Source organism: Microlunatus ginsengisoli, from assembly GCF_039537205.1.
Taxonomy (GTDB): Bacteria; Actinomycetota; Actinomycetes; order Propionibacteriales; family Propionibacteriaceae; genus Microlunatus; species Microlunatus ginsengisoli.
In genome coordinates this window covers 197644-222987 of the sequence record NZ_BAABAB010000005.1, presented here as the reverse complement: position 1 = coordinate 222987, position 25344 = coordinate 197644, and the positions used below count along the sequence as shown (strand labels likewise).

Annotated in this window: 22 protein-coding genes; 10 read left to right on the top strand and 12 right to left on the bottom strand. The window is 71.7% G+C overall.

The annotated features are described in order from the left end of the window. Positions 1 to 465 precede the first annotated feature (465 nt). From ahcY to ABD747_RS03270, 6 genes are all read right to left on the bottom strand, one after another. Positions 466 to 1905, bottom strand: a complete 1440-nt coding sequence (gene ahcY, locus ABD747_RS03295; protein WP_344801661.1) for an adenosylhomocysteinase — start codon at positions 1903 to 1905, stop codon at positions 466 to 468. Positions 1906 to 2169: 264 nt separating this feature from the next. Next, complete coding sequence (locus ABD747_RS03290; protein ID WP_344801660.1) at positions 2170 to 3153, bottom strand: cation diffusion facilitator family transporter; 984 nt, start codon at positions 3151 to 3153, stop codon at positions 2170 to 2172. A gap of 180 nt (positions 3154 to 3333) precedes the next feature. Further along, a complete protein-coding gene (locus tag ABD747_RS03285) occupies positions 3334 to 4383 on the bottom strand; it encodes an SIS domain-containing protein (protein ID WP_344801659.1) in 1050 nt (349 codons plus the stop codon). Next, positions 4380 to 4640: a Trm112 family protein gene (locus ABD747_RS03280; RefSeq protein ID WP_425562471.1), complete on the bottom strand. Its 261-nt coding sequence runs from the start codon at positions 4638 to 4640 to the stop codon at positions 4380 to 4382. Before ABD747_RS03280 ends, ABD747_RS03285 begins: the two co-directional genes overlap by 4 nt. Before the next feature lie 193 nt (positions 4641 to 4833). Continuing rightward, on the bottom strand, positions 4834 to 6189 hold the full coding sequence (locus ABD747_RS03275) for a phosphohexomutase domain-containing protein (protein ID WP_344801658.1): 1356 nt from the start codon (positions 6187 to 6189) through the stop codon (positions 4834 to 4836). Between the two features lie 55 nt (positions 6190 to 6244). After that, positions 6245 to 6646 carry a DUF3499 domain-containing protein gene (locus ABD747_RS03270; protein ID WP_344801657.1) on the bottom strand — a complete coding sequence of 134 codons (402 nt, stop codon included), beginning with the start codon at positions 6644 to 6646 and terminating at the stop codon, positions 6245 to 6247. Between the two features lie 121 nt (positions 6647 to 6767). On the opposite strand from ABD747_RS03270, the gene ABD747_RS03265 reads away from it, so the two are divergent. Further along, on the top strand, positions 6768 to 7208 hold the full coding sequence (locus ABD747_RS03265) for a metallopeptidase family protein (protein ID WP_344801656.1): 441 nt from the start codon (positions 6768 to 6770) through the stop codon (positions 7206 to 7208). Between the two features lie 33 nt (positions 7209 to 7241). On the opposite strand, the gene ABD747_RS03260 is transcribed toward ABD747_RS03265, so the two are convergent. The 4 genes from ABD747_RS03260 to ABD747_RS03245 all read right to left on the bottom strand — a co-directional run bounded on the left by ABD747_RS03260 (position 7242) and on the right by ABD747_RS03245 (position 14246). Beyond that, positions 7242 to 8942, bottom strand: coding sequence for a DUF5719 family protein (locus ABD747_RS03260; RefSeq protein WP_344801655.1), 1701 nt, complete (start codon positions 8940 to 8942; stop codon positions 7242 to 7244). Continuing rightward, entirely contained in the window at positions 8939 to 12568 is a 3630-nt protein-coding gene (locus ABD747_RS03255; protein ID WP_344801654.1) for a glycosyltransferase, read from the bottom strand. The genes ABD747_RS03260 and ABD747_RS03255 overlap by 4 nt, the downstream gene beginning before the upstream one ends. Before the next feature lie 186 nt (positions 12569 to 12754). Continuing rightward, positions 12755 to 13003 carry a WhiB family transcriptional regulator gene (locus ABD747_RS03250; RefSeq protein WP_344801653.1) on the bottom strand — a complete coding sequence of 83 codons (249 nt, stop codon included), beginning with the start codon at positions 13001 to 13003 and terminating at the stop codon, positions 12755 to 12757. Positions 13004 to 13553: 550 nt separating this feature from the next. Beyond that, positions 13554 to 14246: a hypothetical protein gene (locus ABD747_RS03245; protein ID WP_344801652.1), complete on the bottom strand. Its 693-nt coding sequence runs from the start codon at positions 14244 to 14246 to the stop codon at positions 13554 to 13556. 165 nt (positions 14247 to 14411) lie between these two features. Between ABD747_RS03245 and cofD the strand changes: the two genes are divergently transcribed. The 3 genes from cofD to ABD747_RS03230 all read left to right on the top strand — a co-directional run bounded on the left by cofD (position 14412) and on the right by ABD747_RS03230 (position 17203). Beyond that, positions 14412 to 15401, top strand: coding sequence for a 2-phospho-L-lactate transferase (gene cofD, locus ABD747_RS03240; RefSeq protein WP_344801651.1), 990 nt, complete (start codon positions 14412 to 14414; stop codon positions 15399 to 15401). Next, complete coding sequence (cofE, locus tag ABD747_RS03235) at positions 15398 to 16306, top strand: coenzyme F420-0:L-glutamate ligase (protein WP_344801650.1); 909 nt, start codon at positions 15398 to 15400, stop codon at positions 16304 to 16306. The genes cofD and cofE overlap by 4 nt, the downstream gene beginning before the upstream one ends. A gap of 129 nt (positions 16307 to 16435) precedes the next feature. After that, complete coding sequence (locus ABD747_RS03230; protein WP_344801649.1) at positions 16436 to 17203, top strand: DUF3105 domain-containing protein; 768 nt, start codon at positions 16436 to 16438, stop codon at positions 17201 to 17203. A gap of 14 nt (positions 17204 to 17217) precedes the next feature. On the opposite strand, the gene ABD747_RS03225 is transcribed toward ABD747_RS03230, so the two are convergent. Next, positions 17218 to 18306 carry a mannose-1-phosphate guanylyltransferase gene (locus ABD747_RS03225; protein ID WP_344801648.1) on the bottom strand — a complete coding sequence of 363 codons (1089 nt, stop codon included), beginning with the start codon at positions 18304 to 18306 and terminating at the stop codon, positions 17218 to 17220. Between the two features lie 41 nt (positions 18307 to 18347). On the opposite strand from ABD747_RS03225, the gene ABD747_RS03220 reads away from it, so the two are divergent. Beyond that, positions 18348 to 19097 carry a TIGR03089 family protein gene (locus tag ABD747_RS03220; protein WP_344801647.1) on the top strand — a complete coding sequence of 250 codons (750 nt, stop codon included), beginning with the start codon at positions 18348 to 18350 and terminating at the stop codon, positions 19095 to 19097. Here ABD747_RS03220 and ABD747_RS03215 read toward each other — a convergent pair. Further along, positions 19065 to 20543, bottom strand: a complete 1479-nt coding sequence (locus tag ABD747_RS03215) for a tyrosine-protein kinase domain-containing protein (protein ID WP_344801646.1) — start codon at positions 20541 to 20543, stop codon at positions 19065 to 19067. The genes ABD747_RS03220 and ABD747_RS03215 overlap by 33 nt on opposite strands. A gap of 228 nt (positions 20544 to 20771) precedes the next feature. Between ABD747_RS03215 and ABD747_RS03210 the strand changes: the two genes are divergently transcribed. From ABD747_RS03210 to ABD747_RS03190, 5 genes are all read left to right on the top strand, one after another. Beyond that, on the top strand, positions 20772 to 22019 hold the full coding sequence (locus ABD747_RS03210) for a DegT/DnrJ/EryC1/StrS family aminotransferase (protein WP_344801645.1): 1248 nt from the start codon (positions 20772 to 20774) through the stop codon (positions 22017 to 22019). Beyond that, a complete protein-coding gene (locus ABD747_RS03205) occupies positions 22009 to 22617 on the top strand; it encodes a sugar transferase (RefSeq protein ID WP_344801644.1) in 609 nt (202 codons plus the stop codon). The genes ABD747_RS03210 and ABD747_RS03205 overlap by 11 nt, the downstream gene beginning before the upstream one ends. Beyond that, positions 22614 to 23258, top strand: a complete 645-nt coding sequence (locus tag ABD747_RS03200; RefSeq protein ID WP_344801643.1) for a NeuD/PglB/VioB family sugar acetyltransferase — start codon at positions 22614 to 22616, stop codon at positions 23256 to 23258. The genes ABD747_RS03205 and ABD747_RS03200 overlap by 4 nt, the downstream gene beginning before the upstream one ends. After that, on the top strand, positions 23255 to 24511 hold the full coding sequence (locus ABD747_RS03195; RefSeq protein ID WP_344801642.1) for a glycosyltransferase family 4 protein: 1257 nt from the start codon (positions 23255 to 23257) through the stop codon (positions 24509 to 24511). The genes ABD747_RS03200 and ABD747_RS03195 overlap by 4 nt, the downstream gene beginning before the upstream one ends. Further along, positions 24508 to 25344 (top strand): hypothetical protein (locus tag ABD747_RS03190; protein WP_344801641.1); only part of this gene is annotated, 837 nt, incomplete at its 3' end. The genes ABD747_RS03195 and ABD747_RS03190, both read left to right, overlap by 4 nt.

Genomic DNA, 25344 nt, shown 5'->3' with positions numbered 1-25344 from the left:
CCCGTCCGCGGCGGGAATATCGGCGCCGAATCCGGCCGGAGCGCCCCCAAATTCCGACCGCGGCCGGAATCTGCCCGAGCGAGCGGGGCGGCGGCGACATCCGGGCGAGACTGGCTCCCGGCCGGGTCTCGAGTCTCAAAACCCGTCCGCGGCGGGAAATTCGGGGCCGAATAGGGCCGGAGCGCCCCCAGATTCCGACCGCGGCCGGAATCTGTCCGAGCGAGTGGCGCGGTGGCGACGCGCGGGCGCGGCCGGGGCGGGCGCGACGAGCTGGCCCGGCCCGGAGCTCCGGTCCCAAAACCCGTCCGCGGCGGGAAAATCGGGGTCGAATAGGGCCGGAGCGCCCCAAGAATCCGGCCACGGCGGGAATTTGCACAACCGAGCGGCGCGGTGACCGCGACCGAGCCGCGACCGCGCGGATTCCCGGTGCGGGGCGCCAGGCGTCCGGCGCCCCGGTGGAGCGGTCTAGTAGCGGTAGTGGTCCGGCTTGTAGGGGCCCTCGGTGGGGACGCCGAGGTAGTCGGCCTGCTCGGGGGTCAGCTCGGTCAGCTTCACACCGAGGGAGGCGAGGTGCAGCCGGGCGACGGACTCGTCGAGGTGCTTCGGCAGCGTGTAGACCCCGGTCGGGTAATTATCCGGCTTGGTGAAGAGCTCGATCTGGGCCAGCACCTGGTTGGTGAACGAGTTGCTCATCACGAAACTCGGGTGCCCGGTGGCGTTGCCGAGATTCATCAGCCGGCCCTCGCTCAGTACGATGACAGAGCGCTGCTCGTCGGTGCCCTCGTCGAACACCCACTCATCGACCTGCGGCTTGATGATGATCCGGCTCGCGTTCGGCCGCCGCTCCAGGCCGGCCATGTCGATCTCGTTGTCGAAGTGGCCGATGTTGGACACGATCGCCTGGTGCTTCATCCGGGCCATCTGGTCGACGGTGATGACGTCCTTGTTGCCGGTGGCGGTGACGTAGATGTCGGCGATCGGCAGGGCCTCCTCCAGGGTCGTGACCTGGAAGCCGTCCATCGCCGCCTGCAGCGCACAGATCGGGTCGATCTCGGTGACGATCACCCGGGCGCCCTGGCCGCGCAGCGACTCCGCACAGCCCTTGCCGACGTCGCCGTAGCCGCAGACGACCGCTACCTTGCCGCCGATGAGTACGTCGGTGGCGCGGTTCAGGCCGTCGATCAGGGAGTGCCGGACGCCGTACTTGTTGTCGAACTTCGACTTGGTGACGGAGTCGTTGACGTTGATCGCCGGGAAGAGCAGGGAACCGCGCCGGAATGCCTCGTAGAGCCGGTGCACCCCGGTCGTGGTCTCTTCGGTCACGCCCTTGATCTCGTTGGCGATCGCGATCCAGGAGACGCCGTCGGCGATCGACTGCTTGATGGCGCGCAGCAGCACCTGCAGCTCGTGCGGGTCGTCCTCGGTCGGTTCGCGGACCTCGCCGGCCTTCTCGGCGTCGACACCCAGGTGCACCAGGAGGGTGGCGTCGCCGCCGTCGTCCAGGATCATGTTGGCGAACTCACCGTCCGGCCAGACCAGGATCTCCCGGGTGCACTCCCAGTACTCCTCCAGGCTCTCGCCCTTCCAGGCGAACACCGGCACCCCGTCGGGCGCGTCGGTGCTGCCGTCCGGCCCGACCACCACCGCGGCGGCCGCATGGTCCTGGGTGGAGAAGATATTGCAGCTGGCCCAGCGGACCTCCGCGCCCAGGGCGACCAGGGTCTCGATCAGGACTGCGGTCTGTACGGTCATGTGCAACGACCCGGCGATCCGGGCGCCGGCGAGTGGTTTGGCCTCGCCGTACTGCTCCCGCATGGCCATCAGGCCGGGCATCTCGTGCTCGGCCAGCCGGATCTCCTTGCGACCGAACTCAGCCAACCCCAGGTCGGCAATGCGAAACTCCATGCGGGCCACCCTAATAGGCACCGGCACCCGTTCCGGCCGCCCGAGCCGGGAAAGTGTGCGGGTCTTGCAGTCGCGCGCGGCGTGTCGCTGCAAGACCCGCACAGTTTCCGGGAGCGGGAGTCCGAGGACGCCGGGTGGCCGGGTCGGCGGGACGCCGGGTGGCCGGGACGCCGGGACATACCCCGGTGGCCGGGTGGCCGGGTGGCCGGGTCGGCGGTCGCCGGGTCGTCGGGTCGTCGGGGACGCCGGGTCAGGGTGGGACGGTCAGTGGGCGGGGGCCGAGGGGCGCTCGGGGCGGGGCGCCGGCGCGTAGTCGGCGCGGTAGATGTCCGGCTCGAGATAGAGCGCGGTGACCATCGGCTCGGCCGCACGAACGGCGACCTCGGCCCGGTCGATCGCGGCGGCCACCTCGCCGGCCGACTCCGACTCGGTGACGGCGATCTTCGCCGCGACCAGGATCTCCTCCGGACCCAGGTGCAGCGTCTTCATGTGGATCACCTTCTCCACGCCGTCGACCCCGGCCAGCGCGTCGGCGATCTTGGTACGGACCTCCGGTGCCGCGGACTCGCCGATCAGCAGGCTCTGGGTCTCGATCGCCAGGGTCACCGCCACCGCGACCAGCAGCAGGCCGATCAGCGCCGTACCGATCACATCGAAGATGCCGTTGTGGGTGACCAGCGTCATGCCGACGCCGAACAAGGCGAATACCAGACCGATCAGGGCGGCGAAGTCCTCCAGCAGCACCACCGGCAGCTCCGGGGCCTTGGCCGACCGGATGAACCTCGACCAACGCTGCCGCCCGCGGGTCTTGTTCGACTCCCGGATCGCGGTCCGAAACGACAGCCCCTCGGCGACGATGGCCGCGACCAGGATGACGAGCGGCACCCACCACCAGGTGCTTTCCAGCAGCCCGTTCGGGTGACCCTCGGCGATCTCGTGCCACTTGTGGTACGCCTCGTACAGCGCAAACAAGCCACCGACGCTGAACAGCACGATCGACACCACGAAGGCGAACACGTAGCGCTCGCGGCCGTACCCGAACGGATGCTCCTCGTCCGCCGCCCGCTGGGCGCGCCGGCCGCCGATCAGCAGCAACAGCTGGTTGCCCGAGTCGGCGACCGAGTGGATCGCCTCGGCCAGCATCGACGACGCGCCGGTCAGCGCCCAGGCGCCGAACTTGGTGGCGGCGATGAACAGGTTGGCGGTCAGCGCGGCGACGACCGCCTTGGTGCCACCCTCGGTGCTCATGCGCGCTGCCGTTCGCTCGCGCCCGGCGCCAGGAATCCGGTCATCCGCGGCCACGTCCCGGAAGGCCCGCTCCCCCACCGAACACCGCCGAACACCTCGAGTTCGCCTTCCGCTCCGCGACCACGGAAGACCGGAGCGCCTACCCGACACCCGCTCACAGAATCCCGTTCGCTCAGGCCTTCAGTTCTCAAGATCGGCGTACCTTCCCAGTCCGACGGCCAGATAGACGGCGGCGAACATGCCGGTCTGCAGCAGCGTCGCATAGCGCTCGACGTCGGAGCCGTGGGCGTGCTCGATCACGCACACGCGGACGTCGTTGCGCTCGGCCGCCGACGTCAACCGGGTCCGGGCCGCGCGGATCAGCTCGGCGCCGTTGCCGTCCTCCAGCACCAGCAGGCCGGGCCGGCGATCCGCACCGCCGCCGTCCTCGAACGGGTCCGCGAACGGGTCCCGCGGCGCCGTCAGCTCCAGCACCGGGCTCAGCGCGTCGGCGTCGGCGGCCAGGGCGGGGCGGCCGGTGGCCGCGCGCAGCGCCTCGGCGACCCGCCGGCTGGCGCGGGCAGCGAGCACCGAGCCGCCCCAGACCAGCGGCTGGGCGTCGGCCAGGCCGAGCGCGATGTCCTTGGCGGGATTCAGCGAGACGTCCGCGTACGGCGAGCAGTCCTCGGCGACCAGGTCCATCGCGTCCGCGACCAGGTCGGGACGTACCTCCGGACCGAGCTGCATCTCGTGCAGCGCGGACAGCATCACGATCGCTGCCGCGAGCGGGTCCGCGGTCGCGGTCGGCAGCAGCACGGTCGAGGAGGACATCGCATGCTCGGCGATCAACGATGGTCGGGGGGCGGCGATGACCAGCTGGGCGCCCCGACGTACGGCCTCGTGCACGCTCGCGATCAGCGACGCCGGGGCGGCGTCGCTCGCCATCACCACGACCAGGTCGAGGGCCCCGACCCAGCCGGGCAGGCCGTGCGCTGGCCAGGCCACGAACGGCACCGGGCAGACCGGTTCGAGGATCGCCCGGATGAAGCGGGCCTCCGACCCGGCCGCGATCACCGCCCGCGGCCGCGGCAGGTCGCCGAGCCCGCGGATCGGGTCGAGCGCGTCCTCGGTCTCCCGGCGGAGCCGGGCGCCGGCCTCAGCCAGCCGGCGCAGCACCGGCTCGGCACCGCGCCAGCCCTGCCGGTCGTCCAGCCAGGAGTCGTCGAACATGGTGCCCGGCCGGCTGCTCACGACTCGTCGGCGGCCGCTTCGGCGGAGCCCTCGGACGCCGTCCCGCTCGGGGCTTGATCGGGCGCCGCGCCGGGCGTGCCCGGGCGCCGCGCCTCGTCCACCAGCATCACCGGGATGCCGCCCACCACCGGGTAGGCCAGGCCGCAGTCCGACGCGACGCAGACCAGTTCGTCCCGGTCGTCGTCCACGGCCAGCGCGCTGTGGCAGTTCGGACAGGCCAGGATCTCCAGCAGCTCGGGGGCCAGATCGACGGGCATACGGGGTTCCTCCAGGTACGGACGTACGGACGGTGCTTCGAGTCGGACGGTGCAGATTCTTCTCGGAACCGGCGCCGGACACCAGACCGGGGGTGCTCAACGCCCGATCTCGGATCCTTGGTGGCTGTTCGGATCCCCTGTCACGGATCCGAACAGCCACAGGGGATCCGAGATCGCGGACGGGGGGCCGGGGTCAGCCGCGGATCACCCCGAGCGCCTCGTCCCGAAGCGTCGCGACCTGAGCCTTGTCGCGGGCCTCCACGTTGAGCCGGAGCAGCGGTTCGGTGTTGCTCGGCCGGACGTTCACCCACCAGTCCGCGCCGGTGACGGTCAGGCCGTCCATCCGGTCCTGCTCGCCACGACCGTCGAACTCGGCCGCCACCGCATCCATCACCGCCTGCTGGTCGTCGACCAGGGTGTTGATCTCGCCGGAGGAGACGTAGCGGCTGAACTCCGCGGTGAGCGCCGACAGCGGCTGGTCGGAGGCGCCGGCGAGAGCGAGCACGTGCAGCGCCGCGAGCATGCCGGTGTCGGCGCCCCAGAAGTCGCGGAAGTAGTAGTGCGCCGAATGCTCGCCGCCGAAGATCGCGCGATGCTCGGCCATCGCCGCCTTGACGAAGGTGTGGCCGACCTTCGTCATCACGATCGTGCCGCCGGCCTCCGCGACGATCTCGCCGACGGCCCGCGACGTGATCTTGTTGATCACCACCGTCGCGCCCGGCTCCCGGCGCAGCTCGTTGAAGGCGATCATCGCCGTCACCGTGGACGGGTTCACCACCTCGCCGCGCTCGTCGATGATGAAGCAACGGTCGGCGTCGCCGTCGAAGACCAGCGCCAGGTCCGCCCCGTGCTCGACCACCGCCGCCTGCGCGTCGACCAGGTTCTCCGGCTCCAGCGGGTTCGGGGCGTGGTTGGGGAACGTGCCGTCCGGATCGGTGTAGAGCCCGATCAGCTCCAGGTTCTGCCCGCCGAGCACCGCGGGCAGGGTGTGTCCGGCCATCCCGTTGCCAGCGTCGGCGACGACCGTCAGCCGGCGGATGCCGGACAGATCGACCAGCGAGTGCAGATGGTCCGCGTACGCCGGCAGCAGGTCTTGCTCGGTCCGGCTGCCGCGCTGCGCGACCGGTTCCGGCGCGGGCCGGGTGGCCCGCTCGGCCAGCTCGCGGAGCAGCTGGGGCGACACCGGTCGAGCCTCGGACAGGCAGAACTTGATCCCGTTGTAGTGCCCGGGGTTGTGGCTCGCGGTGAACATCACCCCGGGCAGCCGGAGGTGGCCGGAGGCGAACCACAGCTCGTCGGTGCTGGCGAGGCCGATGTCGATCACGTCGGCGCCGCGGTCCAGCACTCCCGCGGTGAATGCGCGAGACAGCTCGGGGCTGGTGGTGCGCATGTCCCGGCCGAGCACCAAGGCTCCCTCGGCGGCGGTCAGGTCCAGGGCGTCGACGAGGGCTGCACCGAGGACGTAAGCGCCGTCGGTGTCCCACTGCGGCGCGTCGCCGGTGGCGACGCCGCGGATGTCGTTGGCTTTGAAGATTCCGGGTTCGATCATGTCCTCGGTCCAGCGGGTCGTCGAGCAGGCGGTCGGGCGCCGGGACGTGCCCGGTTCACGCGTCCGGGTCGGCCAGCACCGTCAGATGTCCCCGACGACCCAGCTCGACGATGCCTGTCCGCCCGTACCCGACAGCGCCGTCGGCGCCGCGCCGCGGGGTGACGCCACTGTCGGGATCGGGCTGATCATAGGACAACCCGACCTCGCGGACCGCATCGGCAAGGGCCAGCAGATCGTCGCTGCTGGGCTGCGGCTCGGCCTCGATCGCCAGCCGGATCACCTCCCAGCCCCTCGGCACCGACAGGGCACCGGCGTGACGGCCGCACAGGTCGTAGCCGTGCGGCTCGACCTGGCCGGCCAACGGCCCGAGTACCGCGGTGGAGTCGACGTAGACGTAGGTCAAGGTGGCCACCGCCTCGCCGCCGCAGCCCGCCCGAGAACAGCGCCGAGATCTCACCTGGGTGACGCTACCTGCGGGCGGGCGGTGTCGGGTCGCAGCCGGGCGCGTGTCCGGCCGGATTTGTCCCGCGTACGTCGGTCGTCGGTCGACCACGCGGGGCGGCACTACAGTGAGCGCCATGTCCAGCCGGCGTCGAGACCGCCACCAGCGCGGGATCCGGGGCCCGCTGGCCCTGCCGAACCCGCTGACCAAGACGCCGGCGCGCCCGGCGCGGCCCGCGGACCGGGCCGGGTTCTTCCTGGACGCGGTGCAGAGCTCGGTCGATCAGATCGCCGGCCAGGCACCGGACGTGCTCGCGGGCGTGACATTCGGGGTCGAGGACGTGCCCTATCTGGAGACCGCCTGGACCGGACGCCAGGTGCCGCTGGCGGCCGCCGTCGAGGCCGCTCCCGGCCGGCCGGCCCAGGTCGTGATCTATCGGCGCCCGCTGGAGCATCGGGCCGCCACCCGCCGCGGGCTGCGGATCCTGGTCTATCGCACCATCGTCGAGCAGCTGGCCGCACTCACCGGCCGCAGCGTCGACGAGATCGATCCGAGCGGCAGCCGGGACGACTTCTAGGCATCGGCCGCGGCGGGTCGGGACCGGCGCGCGTCAGCGGCCGACCGCGGGGTCCGGCACGGCGTCACGGGACCGCGAGGCCAGGTCGGGCGAGGTGATCGGCAGCGAGGTGAGCCCGGCGACCGGGCCCTCGGACTGGGCGAAGTCGGCCGCGCCGTAGATCAGCGCACCGTCGGGGACGTCCACCTGGACGTACGACGCACCGGCGGCGGGGTCCAGCCGTCGGGTCGACGTGCCGTGCGCGGGGACGAGCATCGTGTCGGAGCGGAGGGTGACCCCGCTCAGGTTGGCGATCGTGAACCCGACCCTGGTGTCGGTGTCCCCGCCGTTGCTGAGCATCAACGTGCCGTCGGTGCCGGTGACGGCCGCGATCGCGCCGACCCCGTGCCGGCCCACCGCAGGGGTCGCCGGCTGGACCGCGATGTCGGGCAGGGCGGCCGAGCCGGTGTCGGCATCGGTGCCCGAGGACGTGGACACCACCGCGGCACTGACCGGGCGGTCGGCCGCGAGGCCGATCCCCGCGCCCTGGCCGGCCAGCCCCGGATCGAGCGACGCCGATACCGTGCTCTCCGGCGGGACCTCCACCTGCTCGGCACCGACCGGGCTGAAGGCTCCGGTGGCGCCCAACACGCTGACGGTCACCAGCGCCCGGGTCATGCTCGGATTGACCAGCTGCAGCTGCCGGGCGCCGGCGCCGGCGGGCACGCCCGGCACGACCAGCGCGCGCCGCGGCCCGATCGAGGCCGGGTGCCAGTCCGCGCCGGCAGGGGTCAGGCCGACGCTGCGCAGGTCGCGGGCCATCGCCGAGACGCGGCCCGAGGTGGCCCGGACCCAGACGCTGAGCGGGCCGGTCTGGGCCACCAACGACTCCAGCGAGACCGTTCGCGAGGCGTGCGCGGGCACGACCAGTCCCGGACTGCCCGGCACCACCACCCGGCCGGACTGGCCGAAGAAGCGCAGGTCGACCTCAGCCTGGGCGTCGTCGGGGTTGCTCAGCACCAGCTCGGTGCGGTTGGTCGTCTCCGCGCCGACCCCGACGAACCACTGGCTCGTCGACGGGGACGTGCAGGGAGCCGCGGACAGCCCGGTCAGCTCGCCGGTGTCGGCGCTGGCCAGGATCGCGCCGCTGCTCGCGGTCGACATGGCCCCGGTCGCCTGCAGCAGCAGCGGCGCGTCAGGCGCCTTGACCTGCGCGCCGAAGCCCTGCTGCTTCACCGTCAGCAGCGGCTCGCCGCCGGCCAGCAGGGTGCCGGTCAGCACGCCCTGGCGGTCGGGTGCGGAGCGAATGGTGACCGCGCTCACGGTCGCGGCTGGACGGTCCGCGGCGTCCGCGCTGTCCTGGAACGCCGCCGGGCAGACCGAGGTGGTGCGCCCGACCAGCGGCGCCGCGCTGACCACCGTCCGGGCCCGCTGGGTCGGCAGCAGCGAGCCGCCGACGACGATCGCTACCGCCACCACCAGCACCACGGCCACCGCGAGGACGTGCCGGCCCGACACCGGGAACCGGCGCCGCGCCCGGCGGGTGGTCCCCCAGTCGTCGACACCGTCGGCGTCGTCGTCAGCCGGGGAGCGGGTACGCCCGCGCCCGCTCCGACCGGAGCCGCGGGAGCCGCGCGAGCCGCGCCCCGTGCCGTCGCCGATCTCGTCGAGGTCGGCATCGTCGTCGGCTCCCGGGTCGAAGGCCATCTCGTCGTCGGGGTCGAGCGGGTCGCGGTCGCGCCGGTCCGGGCTCATCGTCGGCCGCCCAGCACGTTGGAGGCTCGCCGCGCCGACCGGGTCGGATCGCGGACCTCGGGACGACGTACGGCCGGGGCGGCCAGCACGATCACCACCAGCCAGACGATCCCCTGCACGATCAGCAGCCAGCCGGCCGGTGTGCTCAGCTGGAAGCGCAGGGTGCCCGCGGCCGCCGGCACGGTGAAGGCCTGCTGCCAGCCGCCGGGGGCCGGCGCCAGCGCTGCCCCGTCGAGGTCGGCCCGCCAGCGCGGATCGGCGGCCTCGCCCACCAGCAGGTTTCGATCTCCGGTGCCGGCCGGCACGGTCGTCGGGGACGGGCCGAGCGCGATCGCCGGCGAGCCGGGTGTCGCCAGCGCGACCCGGGAGACACCCTGGTCGACCTGCCAGATGGTGTCGTCGCCGGTTCCGCTGGCCGTGCCCAGACCCGGCGTGTTGTCGATCCGCGCCTTGTCCTCCTCGCTCGCGTCGCGGACCCAGACGAAGCCGATGCCCAGCTCACGGAGCTGCGGCACGATGTCCTCGTCGGCCGTACCCGCGACCAGCCGCAGGACCAGGTCACGGGCCTGCTCGTCGGCGGTCTCGGACCCGCCGAAGGTGAAACCGCGATCGGCCGAGCCGAGTCGCTGGCCCTCTCCGGCCAGCACGGTGTAGCGAGCCGCCCGGCTCGACAGGTCGATCGCCAGCACCCGCACCTGGGCGCTGGACAGCATGGCGTTGCGGACGTACGGCGGGATGGCGTTCAGCGGCTGCCGGTCGATCGGTCCGGTGGCCCCGGCTAGCACCCACCAGGTCGCGGCGCCGAGGCTGACCGCCGCCATCGCCGCCGCGAGCAGCACCGTCGCGGGCTGGAGCCAGCTGAAGCTCTGCGCCCGGACCTGCCCCGCCAGCCCGTCCAGCCCGATCGCCCCGCCCAGGACAAGCGCGGCGAAGGCGATCAACAACAGCGAGCCGACCGCGGGCCGCACCTGCAGCCCGATCGGCGGGACGTCGACCACCAGCCGGGACACCACGATCGCGACCGCGAGCGCGGCCAGCGCCGTCGTCCAGCTGGCCAGCACCATCCGCTCCCGGGCGCGGCGCACCAGTCCGCCGAGCGCCAGCAGCCAGATTGCGCCGAAGAAGACCAGCCCGATCCAGAGCGCGGGTAGGCCGGCGCCGCGGTCCCGCCCGATCAGCAGCTGCCAGACCTCCGGCGCGGCCGGCACCCCGCGGAGGGCGGAGTCGGGCCCGACCAGCAGCCGGCCCCAGTCGGCGACGATGCTCGGCCACCACGGCGCGAGCACCACCAGCGGGACGGCGAGCGCGATCCCGATCCGGCCGATCTTGCGCGGGGTCCGTCGCAGTGCCACCGCGCCGGCGATGCCGAGGAGCACCGCGAGCACGAACAGCACGGGTTCGTACGCGACGAGCACCACCAGCACCACGCCGGCGCCCCAGCCGCCGCGCCAAGCCTCCGGCGCCCGCACCCGGCGCAGCGCGATGGCCCGCACGGCCAGCACCAGCAGCGGCAGCAGCACGGCGACGACGCTGATCGAGAGCCGGCCCTGGTTCGTGCCGCCGAGCAGCACCGGCAGCAGCGCATAAGTCACCGCCGCCCACAGCCGCAGCCGCCAGTCGTCCAGCACCTGCCGGACGACGGGGTAGGAGGTCAGGATCGACAGCGGGACGACCAGGCACAGCGCGATCGTCACGAACCACTCCGGCCGGCCGGCGGTGATGGTCGATCCGAGCGCCGTCAGCGCCAGCCACGGCGGGCTGATCTGTTCGGGGGCACCCGGGATCGCACTGGTGGCCGAGTCCCAGAGCTGGCCGAGGTCAGGCGCCGGCAGCAGCGCCGGCCCGGCGAGCGATCCGGTACCGAACAGCTGGCGGGCCGCGACCAGGCTGGCGACGACGCTGAGCGCCGTGGCGACGACCGCAGGCCGCAGCCACGGGGTGACCTGCTTCTCCTCGCCGACCGCGGCGAAGTCGTCGCCGGTCAGCTCGTCCAGAGTGGCCGCGTCCAGCTCCCCGGCGACCGAGCGGTAGCGCTCGGTGACCGCGCCGGTGATCGTCTCGCCGGCGACTCTGAGGCTGGACCACCACGGCGGGCGCAGGGCGCGGATGACATCGGCGGAGCCGTCGACCGGCCGCTGCCCGCGCACCCGCTTGCGGTACGCGTGCAGCCGGCCGGGGTGCGCCAGAAACGATCCGAGTGCCTCGAGCTCGTCCAGACTTCGGCTGGGCACCTTGCCCAGCAGGTAGCCCACCGAGCGGATCAGACAGCTGACCACCAGCCGGAGCCAGACGAACGGCAGCGCCGCCGGCCGGGCGTGCCCGACCACCACCAAGATCCCGAGCTGCCGGTCGAGCTTGCCGGGCCGTTTGCCGATCACGCTCTCCTGGCGCAGCCCGGCCCGGCCGACCTGGCGGTGGGTGAACTGGGCCTGCGGGCAGGTGACCACGCGGTGGCCGGCAGCGTGCGCCCGCCAGCCGAACTCCACTCCGTCGCGGAACACCGGCAGCGCCGGATCGAGGCCGCCGAGCTGGTCCCATACCGCCGTCCGGACCAGCATCCCGCAGGTGGACACGCCGAGGCGTTCCTGCGGCACGTCGCGTTGGCCCTGGTCGATCTCCCCGGGGTCGATCAGCAGCTCGCGCCGGCCGGTGCCCGAGATCGAGACCCCGATCTCGGCGATCGGCTGGCCCGCCCGCCGTCGGCGGGGCAACAACAGCTTGGGCCCGGTGACGTCGATGCTCGGTTCGGCGCTGACCTGAGCGAGCAGCCGGATCAAAGCATCCGGGGCGGGTACGGCGTCGTCGTGCAGCAGCCAGAGCCAGTGGTTCGGCGCAGCCACGGCCCCGCCGGGATCCTCGGGCTCTGTCCCTTGCTCCTCGGAGTCCCGCTCCTCGAGGTCCCGCTCCTCGAGGTCCCGCGCGTCGGGCTCCGGCTCGCCGGGCTCCGGTTCGTCGGGCTCGGCTTCGTCCGGCGCGGTCCGACCCGGCACATCCTCGGATCCGCTCGGCTCGATGCCCTGGCCGGGCTCGTACAGGTGCTCGGGGTCGTACAACTGCTCGGTGTCGTACAACTGCTCGGGGTCGTACGGGTCGTCGAGCTCGTCCGGCAGTTCACGCGGCCCGGCCGACACCACCGGGACACCGGAGGTGGGGTGCGACCGGTCCTGGCGCAGCGCGGAGGCGACGGCCTGACCGAAGCCGAATCCCCGCTCCCCGTCGTACAGCGCGTCGATGATCTCCTGCTCCAACGCGCGACGTAGCAGCCGGCGGGTGGCGTCGGCGCTCTCGTTGTCGATCGCGATGATCCGGGCGGGCCTGTGCTCGAGGGCGGCGAGACCGGCGAGCGTCTCCGGCAGCCAGCGTTCGGCATCGAGGGTGACCAGCACGGCCGTCACGTGGTGCCGGCCGATATCGACCAGTTGGGTCTCGTCGGAGTCGGTGTCGATCCAGGCCCACGGGTTGGGCTGGACCTCGGGTGGAACCTCGATCGCGCGGAGCGACTGCGTCCACTCGTCGGGATTCTCGTCCACGTGGCCGCGAACCCTGATCTCGGTGGGTCGATCGTCCTCGCTGCCGCGACCGAGGCCGTGGCCGATCGGGGCGCCGTCGGAGACTTCGTTGACCATGAGTGTGGGGCGCAACCTCGTGCAGTGAGTCGGCTCGGCGCGTCGAGTGGCGCCGCTCGAGCGTCGGAAGGGCAGCCGGTGCCGGCGCCCCATCGGGCTGGGCCAGTGTAATCGCTGACCCCGACAGCCGATCCGGCACGACCTCGGCCGCCCGGGCCGCGCCGCGACCGGACGGGGCGAGACGCCCTAGACGGCGCGCTTCTTCAGCCGGCGCCGCTCGCGCTCGCTGAGACCACCCCAGATGCCGAACCGCTCGTCGTTGGCGAGGGCGTACTCCAAGCACTCGGACCGGACCTCGCAGGAGAGGCAGACCTTCTTGGCCTCCCGGGTGGAACCGCCCTTCTCGGGGAAGAAGGCCTCGGGGTCGGTCTGTGCGCAGAGCGCTCGCTCCTGCCAGCCGAGGATTCCCTCATCCTCCAGCGGTGCCTCGATCATTCCGTGTGCCTCCTCGACCCCGAACTTGTGGTCGATCCATCGCTGGACCGATCTCGGTCGGGCCTGCTCGGCGCAAGCCCCGCATGCTGCCCGACGGCAGCCACCTCCGGGAATTCGCGGTTCCCGGAGCCGATGCCACCCCGCGTCGACCGGAGGCCTCTGCTCCGAAGCGCCAGATCGTCGCGGTGAATGACATCAGTGAAATTACATGCCTGCAAATACTACGAAGTCAAGGGTTGGTTTGGTAATGGGGGCGCTGGATTGGCATCTGTTTTCGCCTTATCACACCCGCGTGTCACTGCTGTTTCGGATGGGACGAATGTGACTGGTGGTAATCTGCGCCGGCACTTCAGGTCCGGGTCGTCGTTGCGCCCCCCGACACGCCCGACCCCGTGGTCGTGACCGAATCGTGTCCCTCGGCTCCCCTGCGTCCTCGGATCCCCTGTACGTCCTCGGATCCCCTGCAACGGATCCGACGCGTCCCAGCGGATCCGAGTTCCTGGGACACGCTCGAGTGGCGACCGCGACCCTCCGCGCCGATCCCCCTCGGTCAGTCCGATTGCGGGCGCGAGTCCGGAGCCGGGGGCTCGCCCTCGAGACCGCCCCAGTCCGTGCCCGCGGACGCCGAGCTCCCCCACCCCGATGCCGCGGCGCCCTTGGCAGCTTCGCCCGCGCTGGTCCAGACCGCTCCCGCCGCCTCGTCCGGGGCCCACCCGGCCGCCTCCCGATAGGGCTGCACGACCTCCGGCGCCTCGATCTCCGCCCGAGCCTGACCGGCCGGGGCCTGATCTCCCGGGCCGACCTCTGGAACGGGTTCCTTCTCGCCGGCGGAGCGCGCCACCCGCAGCAGCACGATCGCCGTCACGACGGGCACCACCAGCCAGGTGAGCTGAGCCAGCAGCGACGCCAGCCGCATCCCGAGCGCACCGCCACCCAGCGCGAATGTCGCCACCGCGGCGGCGCCGGTCAGCAGCACTTGGACGGCGACGAGCGCCGCGCCGATGCCGGCGACCACCCGAATCCCGGGTACGTCGTCCGCCGCAGCCCACCAGCACATCGCGGCCAGCCCGATGGCCACCACCACCTCGCCCGGCCCGACCCCGGCACTCGCCAGGTACAGCAGCGGGTCGAGTCCGGCCACGGCACCGTCCATCAGCGCGATCAAAGCCGCGCCGACCCGAACCGTCAGCGCGACGAGCAGGACGATCGCCACCGGCAAGCGCCAGGAGCGCAGATCGGGCACGCTCCTCACCCTAATGGTGCCGCCGCCGGCCGGTGTGGTGCTCGGCGGCGCATGGGTGCGCGTTCGCGAGGCCGGCGAGATCGGCGCTCGAGCCCGTGTTGAGCGGACCAAACCAGAGAAACACCTGTCGCCGACCCGGAAACCGGGCACACATAGGCTCTTCCGGTGCGCATCGTGGTTCTGGCCGGAGGCGTCGGCGGGTCGCGGTTCACCACCGGCGTGCGCGCGGCGTATCCCGATGCCGAGATCACCGCGATCGTCAACACCGCCGACGACATCACCTTGCACGGGCTGCGGATCTGTCCCGACCTCGACACGATGATGTACGCCCTCGGCGGCGGCAACGACGTCGAGCGCGGCTGGGGCCGGTCCGGGGAGACGTGGCAGGTGCTGGACGAGCTGCGGACGTACGGCGTCGAGCCGCTCTGGTTCGCCCTGGGCGACCGCGACATCGCGACCCACCTCGTCCGGACCCAGCTGATGAACGCCGGCTATCCGCTGTCGGAGGTCACCGCGGCGCTGTGCAGTCGCTGGCTCGCCCACGATCCCCGGCTGCGGCTGCTGCCGATGAGCGACGACCGGGTGGAGACCCACGTGCTGATCCCCGCGCCGGACGAGCCGTCGGGCCGGCGCGCGGTGCACTTCCAGGAGTACTGGGTCCGGCTGCACGCCGAACCGCCCGCCCTGGCCGTGATCCAGGTCGGGATCGAGGACAGCACTCCGGCAGCCGGGGTCCTCGACGCGCTCGCCGCCGCAGACCTCGTGCTGCTCGCCCCCAGCAACCCGGTGGTGTCGATCGGCCCGATCCTGGCCGTCCCCGGGCTGCGGTCCGCCCTGCTGGCCGGCCCGGCCCCGGTGATCGGCTTCAGCGGCATCCTGGCGGGCGCCCCGGTGCTCGGCATGGCGCACCGGCTGCTGCCGGCGATCGGCGTCGAGGTGCAGGCGGGCGCGGTCGGCCGGCACTACGGCCACCGGGCCGCGGGCGGCCTGCTCGACCTGTGGGTGGTCGACAGCGCGGACGCTCCCGGCGCGGTCTCCGCAACCGCCGGGGCTCGCGAAGGGGACGATCTGCAGACGCTGGCCACGCCGCTGCTGATGAGCTCGCCCGAGGCGACGGCGCGCTTCGTCCGGGCCGCGGTCGGCGCGCTGCCGTGATCGCGATCTTCGCCCCGGACGGCATCGGCGAGATCGGCCCGGACAGCGATCTGGTCCGGGTCGTGCTCGATGCGGTCGCGGCCGACCCCAGCGGGCCGCTGGCGGCCGGAGACATCGCGGTGGTCACGTCCAAGATCGTCAGCAAGGCCGAGGGCCGCCGGCTGGCCGCCGCCGACCGGACGTCAGCGGTCGCCGCCGAGACGGTGGACACGGTCGCCTGGCGTGGGCCGATGCGGATCGTCCGGAACGGCCTCGGCCTCGTCCAGGCCGCGGCCGGGGTCGATGCGTCGAACGTCGAACCGGGTCAGGTGCTGTTGCTGCCCGTCGACCCCGACGACAGCGCGGAACGGCTGCGCGCCGGGTTGTCCGCCGCGGTCGGGGGCCCGGTCGGCGTGATCGTGTCCGACACGGCGGGACGCGCCTGGCGGATCGGCCAGACCGACCACGCGATCGGGGCGGCCGGCGTGCAGGTCAAGCGGTCGTACGCCGGCGAGTCCGACGGCTACGGCAACCCGCTGCTGGTGACCGTGACGGCCGTCGCCGACGAGCTCGCGGCCGCGGCCGACCTGGCCAAGGGCAAGCTCGCCCGGCGTCCGGTCGCGATCGTCCGCGGGCTGTCACACCTGGTCGTGGCCGAGTCCGGCATTCCGGACGAGCCGGCCGAGCCGCCGCCTCGGGCGGCCGAGCTGATCCGGCCGGCCGCCGACGACCTGTTCGCCCACGGCTCGCGGGAGGCGGTCGTGGCCGCCGTGCTGGCCGCTGCCGGCCGGCCGGGAGCGTACGAACAGCTCGCCGGCCTGGAGGGCGACGAACTGGTTGCGGCCGTTCAGGAACTCTGCCCGCCCGCCGAGCGTGACCTGCTGGGGCGCGTCGTGCGCACCACCCTCGCCGCGCCTCCGCGGTGAGCCCGACGACCGTCGGTCCGGCGCGACCGAGGACCCGACACAGCCCGGCAGACTAGACTGCGCGCGCTCGGTTTGCGTCCGGGCGCGACGTACGCCCGCAGAACCCGACACCTCCGGAGGACCTCCACCGTGGCCAGTGCCAAGCCGAAGAAGAGCGCGGCGACCTCCGACACCGGCGGTTCCGGCACGTCCCGCCGGGCGCGGATGGCCTCGTTCGAGGCTGCCCGGAAGAAGGAGCAGCGCCGCCGGTCCCTGCTGCTGCTCGGGATCTGCGTGCTGCTGGCCGCCGCCCTGCTCGCCTACCCGGTCTACTTATTCGTCGAGGACTATCGGGCGCGCAGCGCGACCATCGCCGACATCGGCGTCAGCGCCTCGGCCGCCGGCTGCGACGCCGTCTCCGAGCACGCCGCGACCGGCAACCAGGAGCACGTGGCCGAGGGCACCAAGGTGAAGTACGACCAGACCCCGCCCGACTCCGGCAAGCACTACCCGAGCCCGGCGCCGTTCACCAAGCGCTTCTACAGCACCGCCGACCGGCCCGCGGTCGAGACGCTGGTGCACAACCTCGAACACGGGTACACCGTCGTCTGGTATCGAGACACCATGCCGGCCGACCAGATCGACCAGCTGGAGAAGATCTCGAAGACCTTCACCGCGGAGGACTACAACCCGGCCGACAAGTTCATCGCCGCACCCTGGTCCGACTCCGACGGCGCCGGCTTCCCGGACGGCAAGAACGTGGTCTTGACCAGGTGGTACGCCGACCCGTCCAACCCGGGCGAGCAGTCGTTGCAGAAGGGCACCCGGCAGGCCTGCGCGTCGGTCAGCGGGCAGGCGATCCAGGAGTTCATGGCCAAGTACCCCGCCACGAGCGCACCGGAGCCGAACGGCGCCTGAGCCCTGCCGCGGAGTCAGGCGTACGCGCGGCCCAGCTGGCTGGTCACCTGGGCGACCAGCTCCTTGACCCGCTCGGCATCGCTCATCGGGCAGACCAGGGTGATCTGCGGCGTCTGCACGATGACGGTCTCGGACAGCCCGACCACCGCCACCAGACGGCCCTCCTCGGCGTTGTTGATCACCAGGTTGTCGCGGGCGTCGACCAGCACGCTGGATCCGGACGTGGCGTTGCCCTGCGGGTCGCGCGGCAACTGCTCCGACAGCGCGGCGAAGCCGCCGACGTCGTGCCAGGTGATCGGCAGCCGGACCGCCACCACATGCGCGCTCCCGCGACCGAGCGACACCGGCTCCATCACGGCGTAGTCGACGCTGATCTTGACCAGGCTCGGATAGATCTCGGCCAGCCGGTCGCCGTGCTGGGCGAGTTCGAGCACCGACGCATACGTCTCCGGCAGCAGCTGCCGGAGCTGGTCCAGCAGGGTGGTCGCGCGCCAGACGAACATCCCCGAGTTCCACCAGTACTGACCCGTGGCGAGATAGGCCTCCGCGGTCGCCCGGTCCGGCTTCTCCTTGAACGCGAGCACCCGGCTGACACTCGGGTGACCGGGCAGGTCCTCCCCCCGCTGCAGATAGCCGTAGCCGGTGTGCGGGGAGGTCGGCACGACGCCGAAGGTGACCAGCGCCCGCGGGTCCTCCTCGGCCACCGCGAAGCCCTCCTCCAGCGCGACCCCGAACGCCGCGACCGGGTGCATGATCTGATCGGCGGTGACCACCGCGACCACGGCCTCCGGATCGCGTGCGGCGAGGATCGCGGCCGGCCAGGCGACGGCGTTCAGCGAGTCCCGGCCCTCCGGCTCGCCGAGGATGTTCGCGGCCGGCACCTCGGGCAGTTCCTCGGCCACCACGTCGGCGTAGTCCGCGCCGGTACAGACGAACACCCGGTCCGCCGGCACGATCCCGTCCAACCGGTCGAACGCGATCCGGAGCAGGCTCCGGCCGCCGACCACCTTGAGCAGCTGCTTGGGCATGTCCTGCCGAGACAGCGGCCAGAGCCGCTTGCCCGAGCCGCCGGCCATGATGAGTACGTATCGACCATCCACCATGGCGGTCAGCCTAACGGGGCCTCTGATTAGGCTCGTCCGTCGTGAACCTGCTCGTCGCCGACCTGTTACGGAGCCGCATCACGGCGGCCGGAGCCGGCCCGCTGATCACCTACTACGACGTCGCCGCCGGTGAGCGGACCGAGCTGTCCGCGATCACCGTCGGCAACTGGGTGGCCAAGACGGCCAACCTGCTGACCTGGGACCTGGCGGTCGCACCGGGTGACGCGGTCCGGTTGCCGCTGGCCCGGACACACCCCGGCCACTGGATGACGGCGGTCTGGCAGCTCGCGGTCTGGCAGGTCGGGGCGTACGTCGACCTGACGTCCACCCCGGCAGCTGCGGACGTACTGGTCAGCGGGCCGGACTGGCAGCCGTACGTCGGCGATGCCGCCGACGTCCTGGCCTGCTCACTGCACCCGTTCGCCACCGGGCTCGGGACCGGCCTGCCGGCGTCGGTCACAGACGTGGACCTAGCGGTCCGGGCCCAGCCGGACAGCTACTCCCCCAGCCCGGTCAGCGGGTCGGCGCCGGCCTGGGTCGATGACGAGCGCCGGCTGACCCAGGCCGAGCTCGCCGAGCTGGACGGCTCCGACCAGCGCCGCCTGCTCGTGCCCGGCGAACCCTGGGCGACCGCCCGCGACGGGATCGTGGCCGCGCTGATCGGTGGCGGATCACTGGTCGTCGTCCGGGGAGGCGATGCCGACGAGATCGCCCACATCGCTACCGGCGAGCGAGTCAGCCCGCCGGACGGCGGCTCCTCAGCGACCACCCCTGCCGACGGTCACGGCTGAGGACTCCTCCGACGCGGCGTAGGTCGCGTCGGACTGGTCGGCGGCCTCGCTCGGTCGCGAATCACCGGCGCTGTCCGTTGCGCGATCACTCGCGGACGCTCGGTAGTAGCCGCCGTGGTACGCGTACGGCTGGGTATCGCGCTTGGCGACCTTGTTCAGCGCCAGCCCGTGGACCTCGGCCCCGGCCGTCGCCAACGCCTCGAGGGCGTCCTCCAGCTGGCGCCGATGGATCCGGTCCGCGCCGACGACGACGAGCGCACCGCCCGCGAGCTTGGTCAGGATCGCCGCGTCGGTGACCGGCAGCAATGGGGCGCTGTCGAGCAGCACCACGTCGTAGCTCTCGCCCAGCTGGTCCAACAGCACCGCCATGGCCGGTGATCCCAACAGCTCGCTCGGGTTCGGTGGGACCTGTCCCGACGGCAGGATGTCCAGGCCGCTGGATCGCCAGGGCTGGATGACATCGGCCAGCTCGACCTTTCCGATCAGCACCGTGGTCAGACCGGCCGCGCCTTCGAGACCCATGTACTCGGCCACAGCTGGGCGCCGAAGATCGGCGTCGACCAGGATGACCTTGGCGCCCGCATCGGCCAGCGAGACCGCCAGGTTGATCGAGGTGGTCGTCTTGCCCTCGCCGGGAACCGACGAGGTGATCACCACCTTCTTCGACTGGCCGGGTGCCCCGACGAACTGAAGGTTCGTCCGCAGCCTGCGTACGGCCTCCGAGGGGGCGCTGAGCGGCTCTTCGGCAACCACCACGGGGTGAGTCGGCACCGACTCATCGAAGGCGATCGAGCCGAGCAGTGGCGCATCGGTCACCGAGCGGAGATCGGCGTCACTCCGGATCTTGGTGTCCAGCACGTTGCGGAGGAACGCGGCGAAGACACCCAGCAGCAGCGCGAGGACGAGCCCTAGCGCAAGATTGCGGGCGATGTCGGGAGAAGACGGCGCAACCGGCACGACGGCCGGCTGCAAGATCGTCGCCTTGACGGCCTGGCCGCCACCCTGCTGTTCCGGCGACAACTGGCTCACGACGCGCGCGAGTTCCGTACCGATCGCATTGGCGATCGCCGTGGCCTGTGCGGGGTCCTCGTCGACGACGGACACCTCCAAGATCACCGTGTCGGTCGGTACGACGGCGCTCACCGACTTGGCGAGATCGGCCGGCGACAGGTCGAGGTGCAAACCGTCGATCACCGGGTCGAGCACCAACGGCGACGTCGCGACCTGAGCGTAGGAGGTGATCTGCTTCTCGGCGAAGGTCGAACCCTGGGCCAGGTCCGTCACGCTCTCGGTGCCCTGCACGGCAAAGAACAACCGGGTTGTGGCCGTGTACTTCTCGGGCATCAACAAGGTGATGCCGGCTGTCGCCGCCAGCACGGTCAGCGCCACCGCGAGTCCGGCGAGCCAGCGCCGCCGGAGTATGTCGATATAGTCTCGCAGCGCCACCGGGGTCCTTCCGTCGTCGAGTTCCTGCAACTCCCCCGAGGTGCTGGGTCCACATCATGGCAAAGCGCGTCGGCCCACGTCCATCACCGATCATCGCCCACAGCTCGGCAAATGGCTAACCGGCGAACCGATACGGTAGCCTCGCACTCGTTCGCCGTACGGCGGTCCTCGGGGTATGCCGCAAGATCAGAACGCAGACAGCGATGTTGATCAGAGAGGACGTACGGCGTGTTCCCCGAGATCCAGCTGTCGACCGATCGCGCCGCTGACGCCGCCGGCATCACCGACACCCTGGTTCGCTCGGCCCCCGGCGATGATCGATCACCCATCTATCTCTCCGCTCCTGACGTCGGCCTCGCCGAGGAGCAGGCGCTCGTCCGCGCGCTGCGATCGGGCTGGGTCGCACCCCGCGGGCCGGAGCTGGATGCGTTCGAGCACGAGCTCGCCGCGAGCGCAGAGCGCGAGCATGCCGTGGCGCTGTCCAGCGGAACGGCAGCACTCCATCTCGGCCTGCTGGCTCTCGGCGTCGGGCCGGGCGACACCGTCCTGACCTCGACCTTGACCTTCGCGGCGACGATCAACGCGATCATCTACACCGGCGCTCGGCCCGTCTTGGTCGACTGTGATCAGAGCGGCTGCACGACGCCGGCGCAGTTCGAGGCCGCGATGATCGACCTGAGTGCCAAAGGTGTCGACGTAGCGGCGATCGTGCCCGTCGACCTGCTCGGCCGGATGGCTGATCATGCGGCGATCTCGGCCCTGGCCGCGCGCTGGAACGCGTCGGTGCTGGTCGACGCGGCCGAGGCCTTCGGGGCACGACGCGACGGCCGGCCGGCCGGGTCGTCGGGGCACGCGTCGGCGATTTCGTTCAACGGCAACAAGGTGATGACCACGTCCGGTGGCGGTGCCCTGCTGACCGACGACGCTCGCATCGCGGACCACGCCCGCTACCTGTCCACCCAGGCTCGCCAACCGTGTACCCACTACGAGCACACCGAGGTCGGCTACAACTACCGGATGTCCAATCTGCTGGCCGCCCTCGGCCGCGCCCAGCTGTCGAGGCTCCCGCAGATGATCGAGCGACGACGCCGGATCCGCTGCAGGTACGTCGAGTTCTTGGACCCGGTCGACGGCGTCGACGTGATCGGATCTGACGGCGGTGAGTGCGACGGCCCCGATCGGGAGAATTACTGGCTGACCTCGATCATCGTCGAACCGGACCGTGCCGGGTGGACGGCGGAGGACCTCCGCCGATGGCTGGCGGACGACAGGATCGAGGCCCGCCCACTATGGAAGCCGATGCACGCCCAACCGGTCTTCAGCGGCCTGACCAGCTATCTGGACGGGACAGCGGATCGCCTGTACCGCAACGGGCTCTCGCTGCCGAGCGGGTCGAGTCTCGACGATCTTGCGATCGATCGGATCCTGGCCTCGATCGGGCAGTTCCTGCGCGCGCGGGACGACCATGCGGGCTGATGCGCTGAAGCGCACCTTCGACGTCGCCACGGCCGCTGTGGCGCTGACGCTGAGCCTTCCGATCCAGATCGTCGTGGCTGCGACGATCGCGGCGCGCCTGGGCCGTCCCGTTCTGTTCCGGCAGGTCCGGCCGGGACTGGCCGGCCAGCCGTTCACGCTGATCAAGTTCCGCACCATGAGCGCGCCCGACCCAGAGCGCGGGATCGTCACCGACGCCGAGCGGCTGACCCCACTGGGTCGGTTCCTCCGAGCGAGCAGCCTGGACGAGCTGCCGACGTTGATCAACGTCCTGCGTGGTGAGATGAGCGTCGTCGGACCGCGCCCGTTGCTGATGGAGTACCTGCCGCTCTACACACCGGAACAGTCCCGTCGACACGACGTGAGGCCGGGACTGACCGGTCTGGCGCAGGTCAGCGGCCGCAACTCGCTGAGCTGGGCGGATCGTCTGGCCCTCGACGTCGACTACGTTCAGCACCGATCGTTCGCGCTGGACCTCACCATCATCCTGAGGACGTTCGCTCAGCTCGCGAGGGTCGGTCAGGTGTCCCAGGCCGGTCACGTGACGATGAGTCCCTTCACCGGAAGCTCTTCCCGGTGAGTACGCAGGTGGTCAGCGTCGGCGCCAGCGGCTTCGGGAGGGAGCTGTTGGACGTGATCGACGCGGTCAACCAGGCGGCACCCGAACCCGTCTGGGATCTCGTCGGCGTGTTGGACGACGCGCCGACGGAGGCCGATCTCAATCGGTTGAGCCATCGCGGCGCTCGCTACCGGGGCACCGTCGACCGCTGGTTGGGCGGTGCGGAACCCGGGTGCTTCGTGATCGGGATCGGGAGTCCACAGATCAGGCGGCGCCTCGCCTGGGAGTTCGAGCGCCACGGGCACACGGCGGCCGTCCTCCGCCACCCGGCGGCGACCGTCGGCTTCGGGACCGAGATCGCACCCGGATCGGTGATCTGCGCCGGTGCACAGATCTCCACCATGGTCACGCTCGGGTCGCACGCCCACGTCAACCCCAACGCGACGATCGGTCACGACACGGTGCTCGGTTCCTTCGTTTCGGTCAATCCTGCAGCTGTCGTCTCCGGCGCCTGCGAACTCGCCGACGGATGCCTGGTCGGCGCCGGCGCCGTGGTGCTGCAAGGATTGCGGATCGGGGCCGGGGCCACCGTCGGAGCCGCAGCCTGCGTCACCAAGGACGTCCCGCCCGGTGCGGTGGTCAAGGGAGTGCCGGCGCGATGAGGCCGTCCCGCGCCGACGCGGCCCCGGCGGCTGCCGTCGCAGACGGCTCCGCGCCGATCAGGATCTTCACCGAGGCACGGCTGTACCGGGAGCCCGCGGGTGGGTTCGTCACACTGGATCGCAGCAGTGCCGACGGTGCGTGGCGGCCCTATCGCGATCGATGGGCAGATGCGCAGCTGGTGGCGAGGGTCGGTGACGTGCGGCCGGGCGACGACGACGCCTTGTCGGTCGGTCCGATCGAGGTGCGGCCACTGCCGTACTACACGGGTCCTCGCCAGCTGCTCGCCCAACTCCCCCGGCTGGTGACCGCGGTGATCCGCACCACGTCCGACATCTCGCTGTGCATGTTCCGCCTGCCGGGGCCGATCGGCTTCATCGGTTCGCTGTGGTGCCGGCTGCGGGGCCGTCGCTATGCAGTGGAGGTAGTCGGGGACCCAGTGGATGTCCTCCGGTCCGGCGTCGCCGGTTCGGCCGGTGTCCGGCTCGCCGCAGCCTGTGGCGTCGTGATGCGCTGGGCGGTCGGGGGCGCCGCGACCGCTCACTACGTCACCGAGCAGACCTTGCAACGGCACTATCCCGCCAGCCGGGCGACCTCGACCCATGTCTTCTCCAACGTCGATCTGCACGAGGACGACTTCACCGCTGCCCCCCGGTCCGAGCGGCCCGCGATCCGCCGGCTGATCGCGGTCGGGACCCATGACCAGCTGTACAAGGGTCACGACGATCTGATCCGTGCCGTGGGCCTGTTGCGGGCCGACTACCCAGAGCTGCGGCTGCGACTGGTCGGCGACGGGCGTCACTCTGCCCTGCTGCGGAGTCTTGCTGCGCGGACCGGCGTCGAGGACAGGGTCGAGTTCGTCGGACGGGTGGACTCGAGGACGAGGCTGCGGGAGCTGCTGGACACCTCCGACCTCTTCTGCATGCCCTCCCGCACCGAAGGACTGCCCCGGGCGCTGATCGAGGCGATGGCGCGGGGTGTGCCGTCGATCGGCACCACCGTGGGCGGCATTCCCGAGCTCCTGCCGGCCGAGCTTCTCGTCCCTCCCGACGATCCGGTCCGGCTCGCGACGTTGATCACCCGCCTCGCCGACGACCCCCGGCTCGCGGCTGCCGCGTCACAGATCGCCTGGCAGACCGCGCAGCGTTTCCGACCGGAGGAGATGGCCCGTCGCCGATCGGCCTGGTATGCGGCGCTCGCCGAGCTGACGTCACGGGGGAAGGTCCCCGTCGAGGCCAATCGGGGCGACTCGTGAGCCACGTGATGACGAGCACCCGCGGTCGGATCGGGCAGCGGCGACGACGGTTGCCGCCAGGATCCACCGCAGAGCAGACGAGTACGGTCTCGGCCTCGGACGCTCGCCTGGTCAGCTGGTTGATCAGCGCCGGCCTGGTGATCACGACGAGCACGCTCTTCTGCGCCTTCGTCCCGGCGTTGTGGCACTGGCTGATCGTGCCCACGAGTGTCGCCGGAGTCCTGCTCGGCGTCGACGCCGTCGACTGGGTCCGCGGCCGGCTCGAGACCTTCCAGCCCCGGGCCGTCGTGGCGTTGTTCGGGCTGCACCTGTGCTATCTCGGTCCGCTGCTGCACGTCGCGTTGGACTACTGGCCGCGCTACGTTTCACCGGCCCAGGACTGGCGCCAGTCGCTCGCTCTGCTCGGTGTGGTCAACGCCTCCGGCCTGCTGATCTACCGCTTCGTCCTGTCGCTTCGACCGGCGCCACGTGGACCGCGAGTCGCACATCGACTGGACGAGCACCGACTGATAACCGCGAGCTCAGCCGTCGTCGCCGTCGGGTTCGGCGCTCTCGTCGTGCTGCTCCTGGCCTTCGGTGGCCCGGCACAGTACCTACGGGTCGTCGCCGGACATCGAGAACTGCTGGCGGGCCGGGGCTGGCTGTTGCTGCTCGCCGAGTCGTGGCCGATGGTGCTCTTCATGACGGTTCTCGTCACCGGACGCCGCTGGCTCCGTGCGAGTACACCGCTCACCCTTGCCGCCCTCGCCGCGTTCGTCGTGGCGCAACTCGTCGTCGGTGGCCTGCGCGGCAGTCGAGCCGAGACGGTCTGGCCCGCGATCACCGCCGCAGTG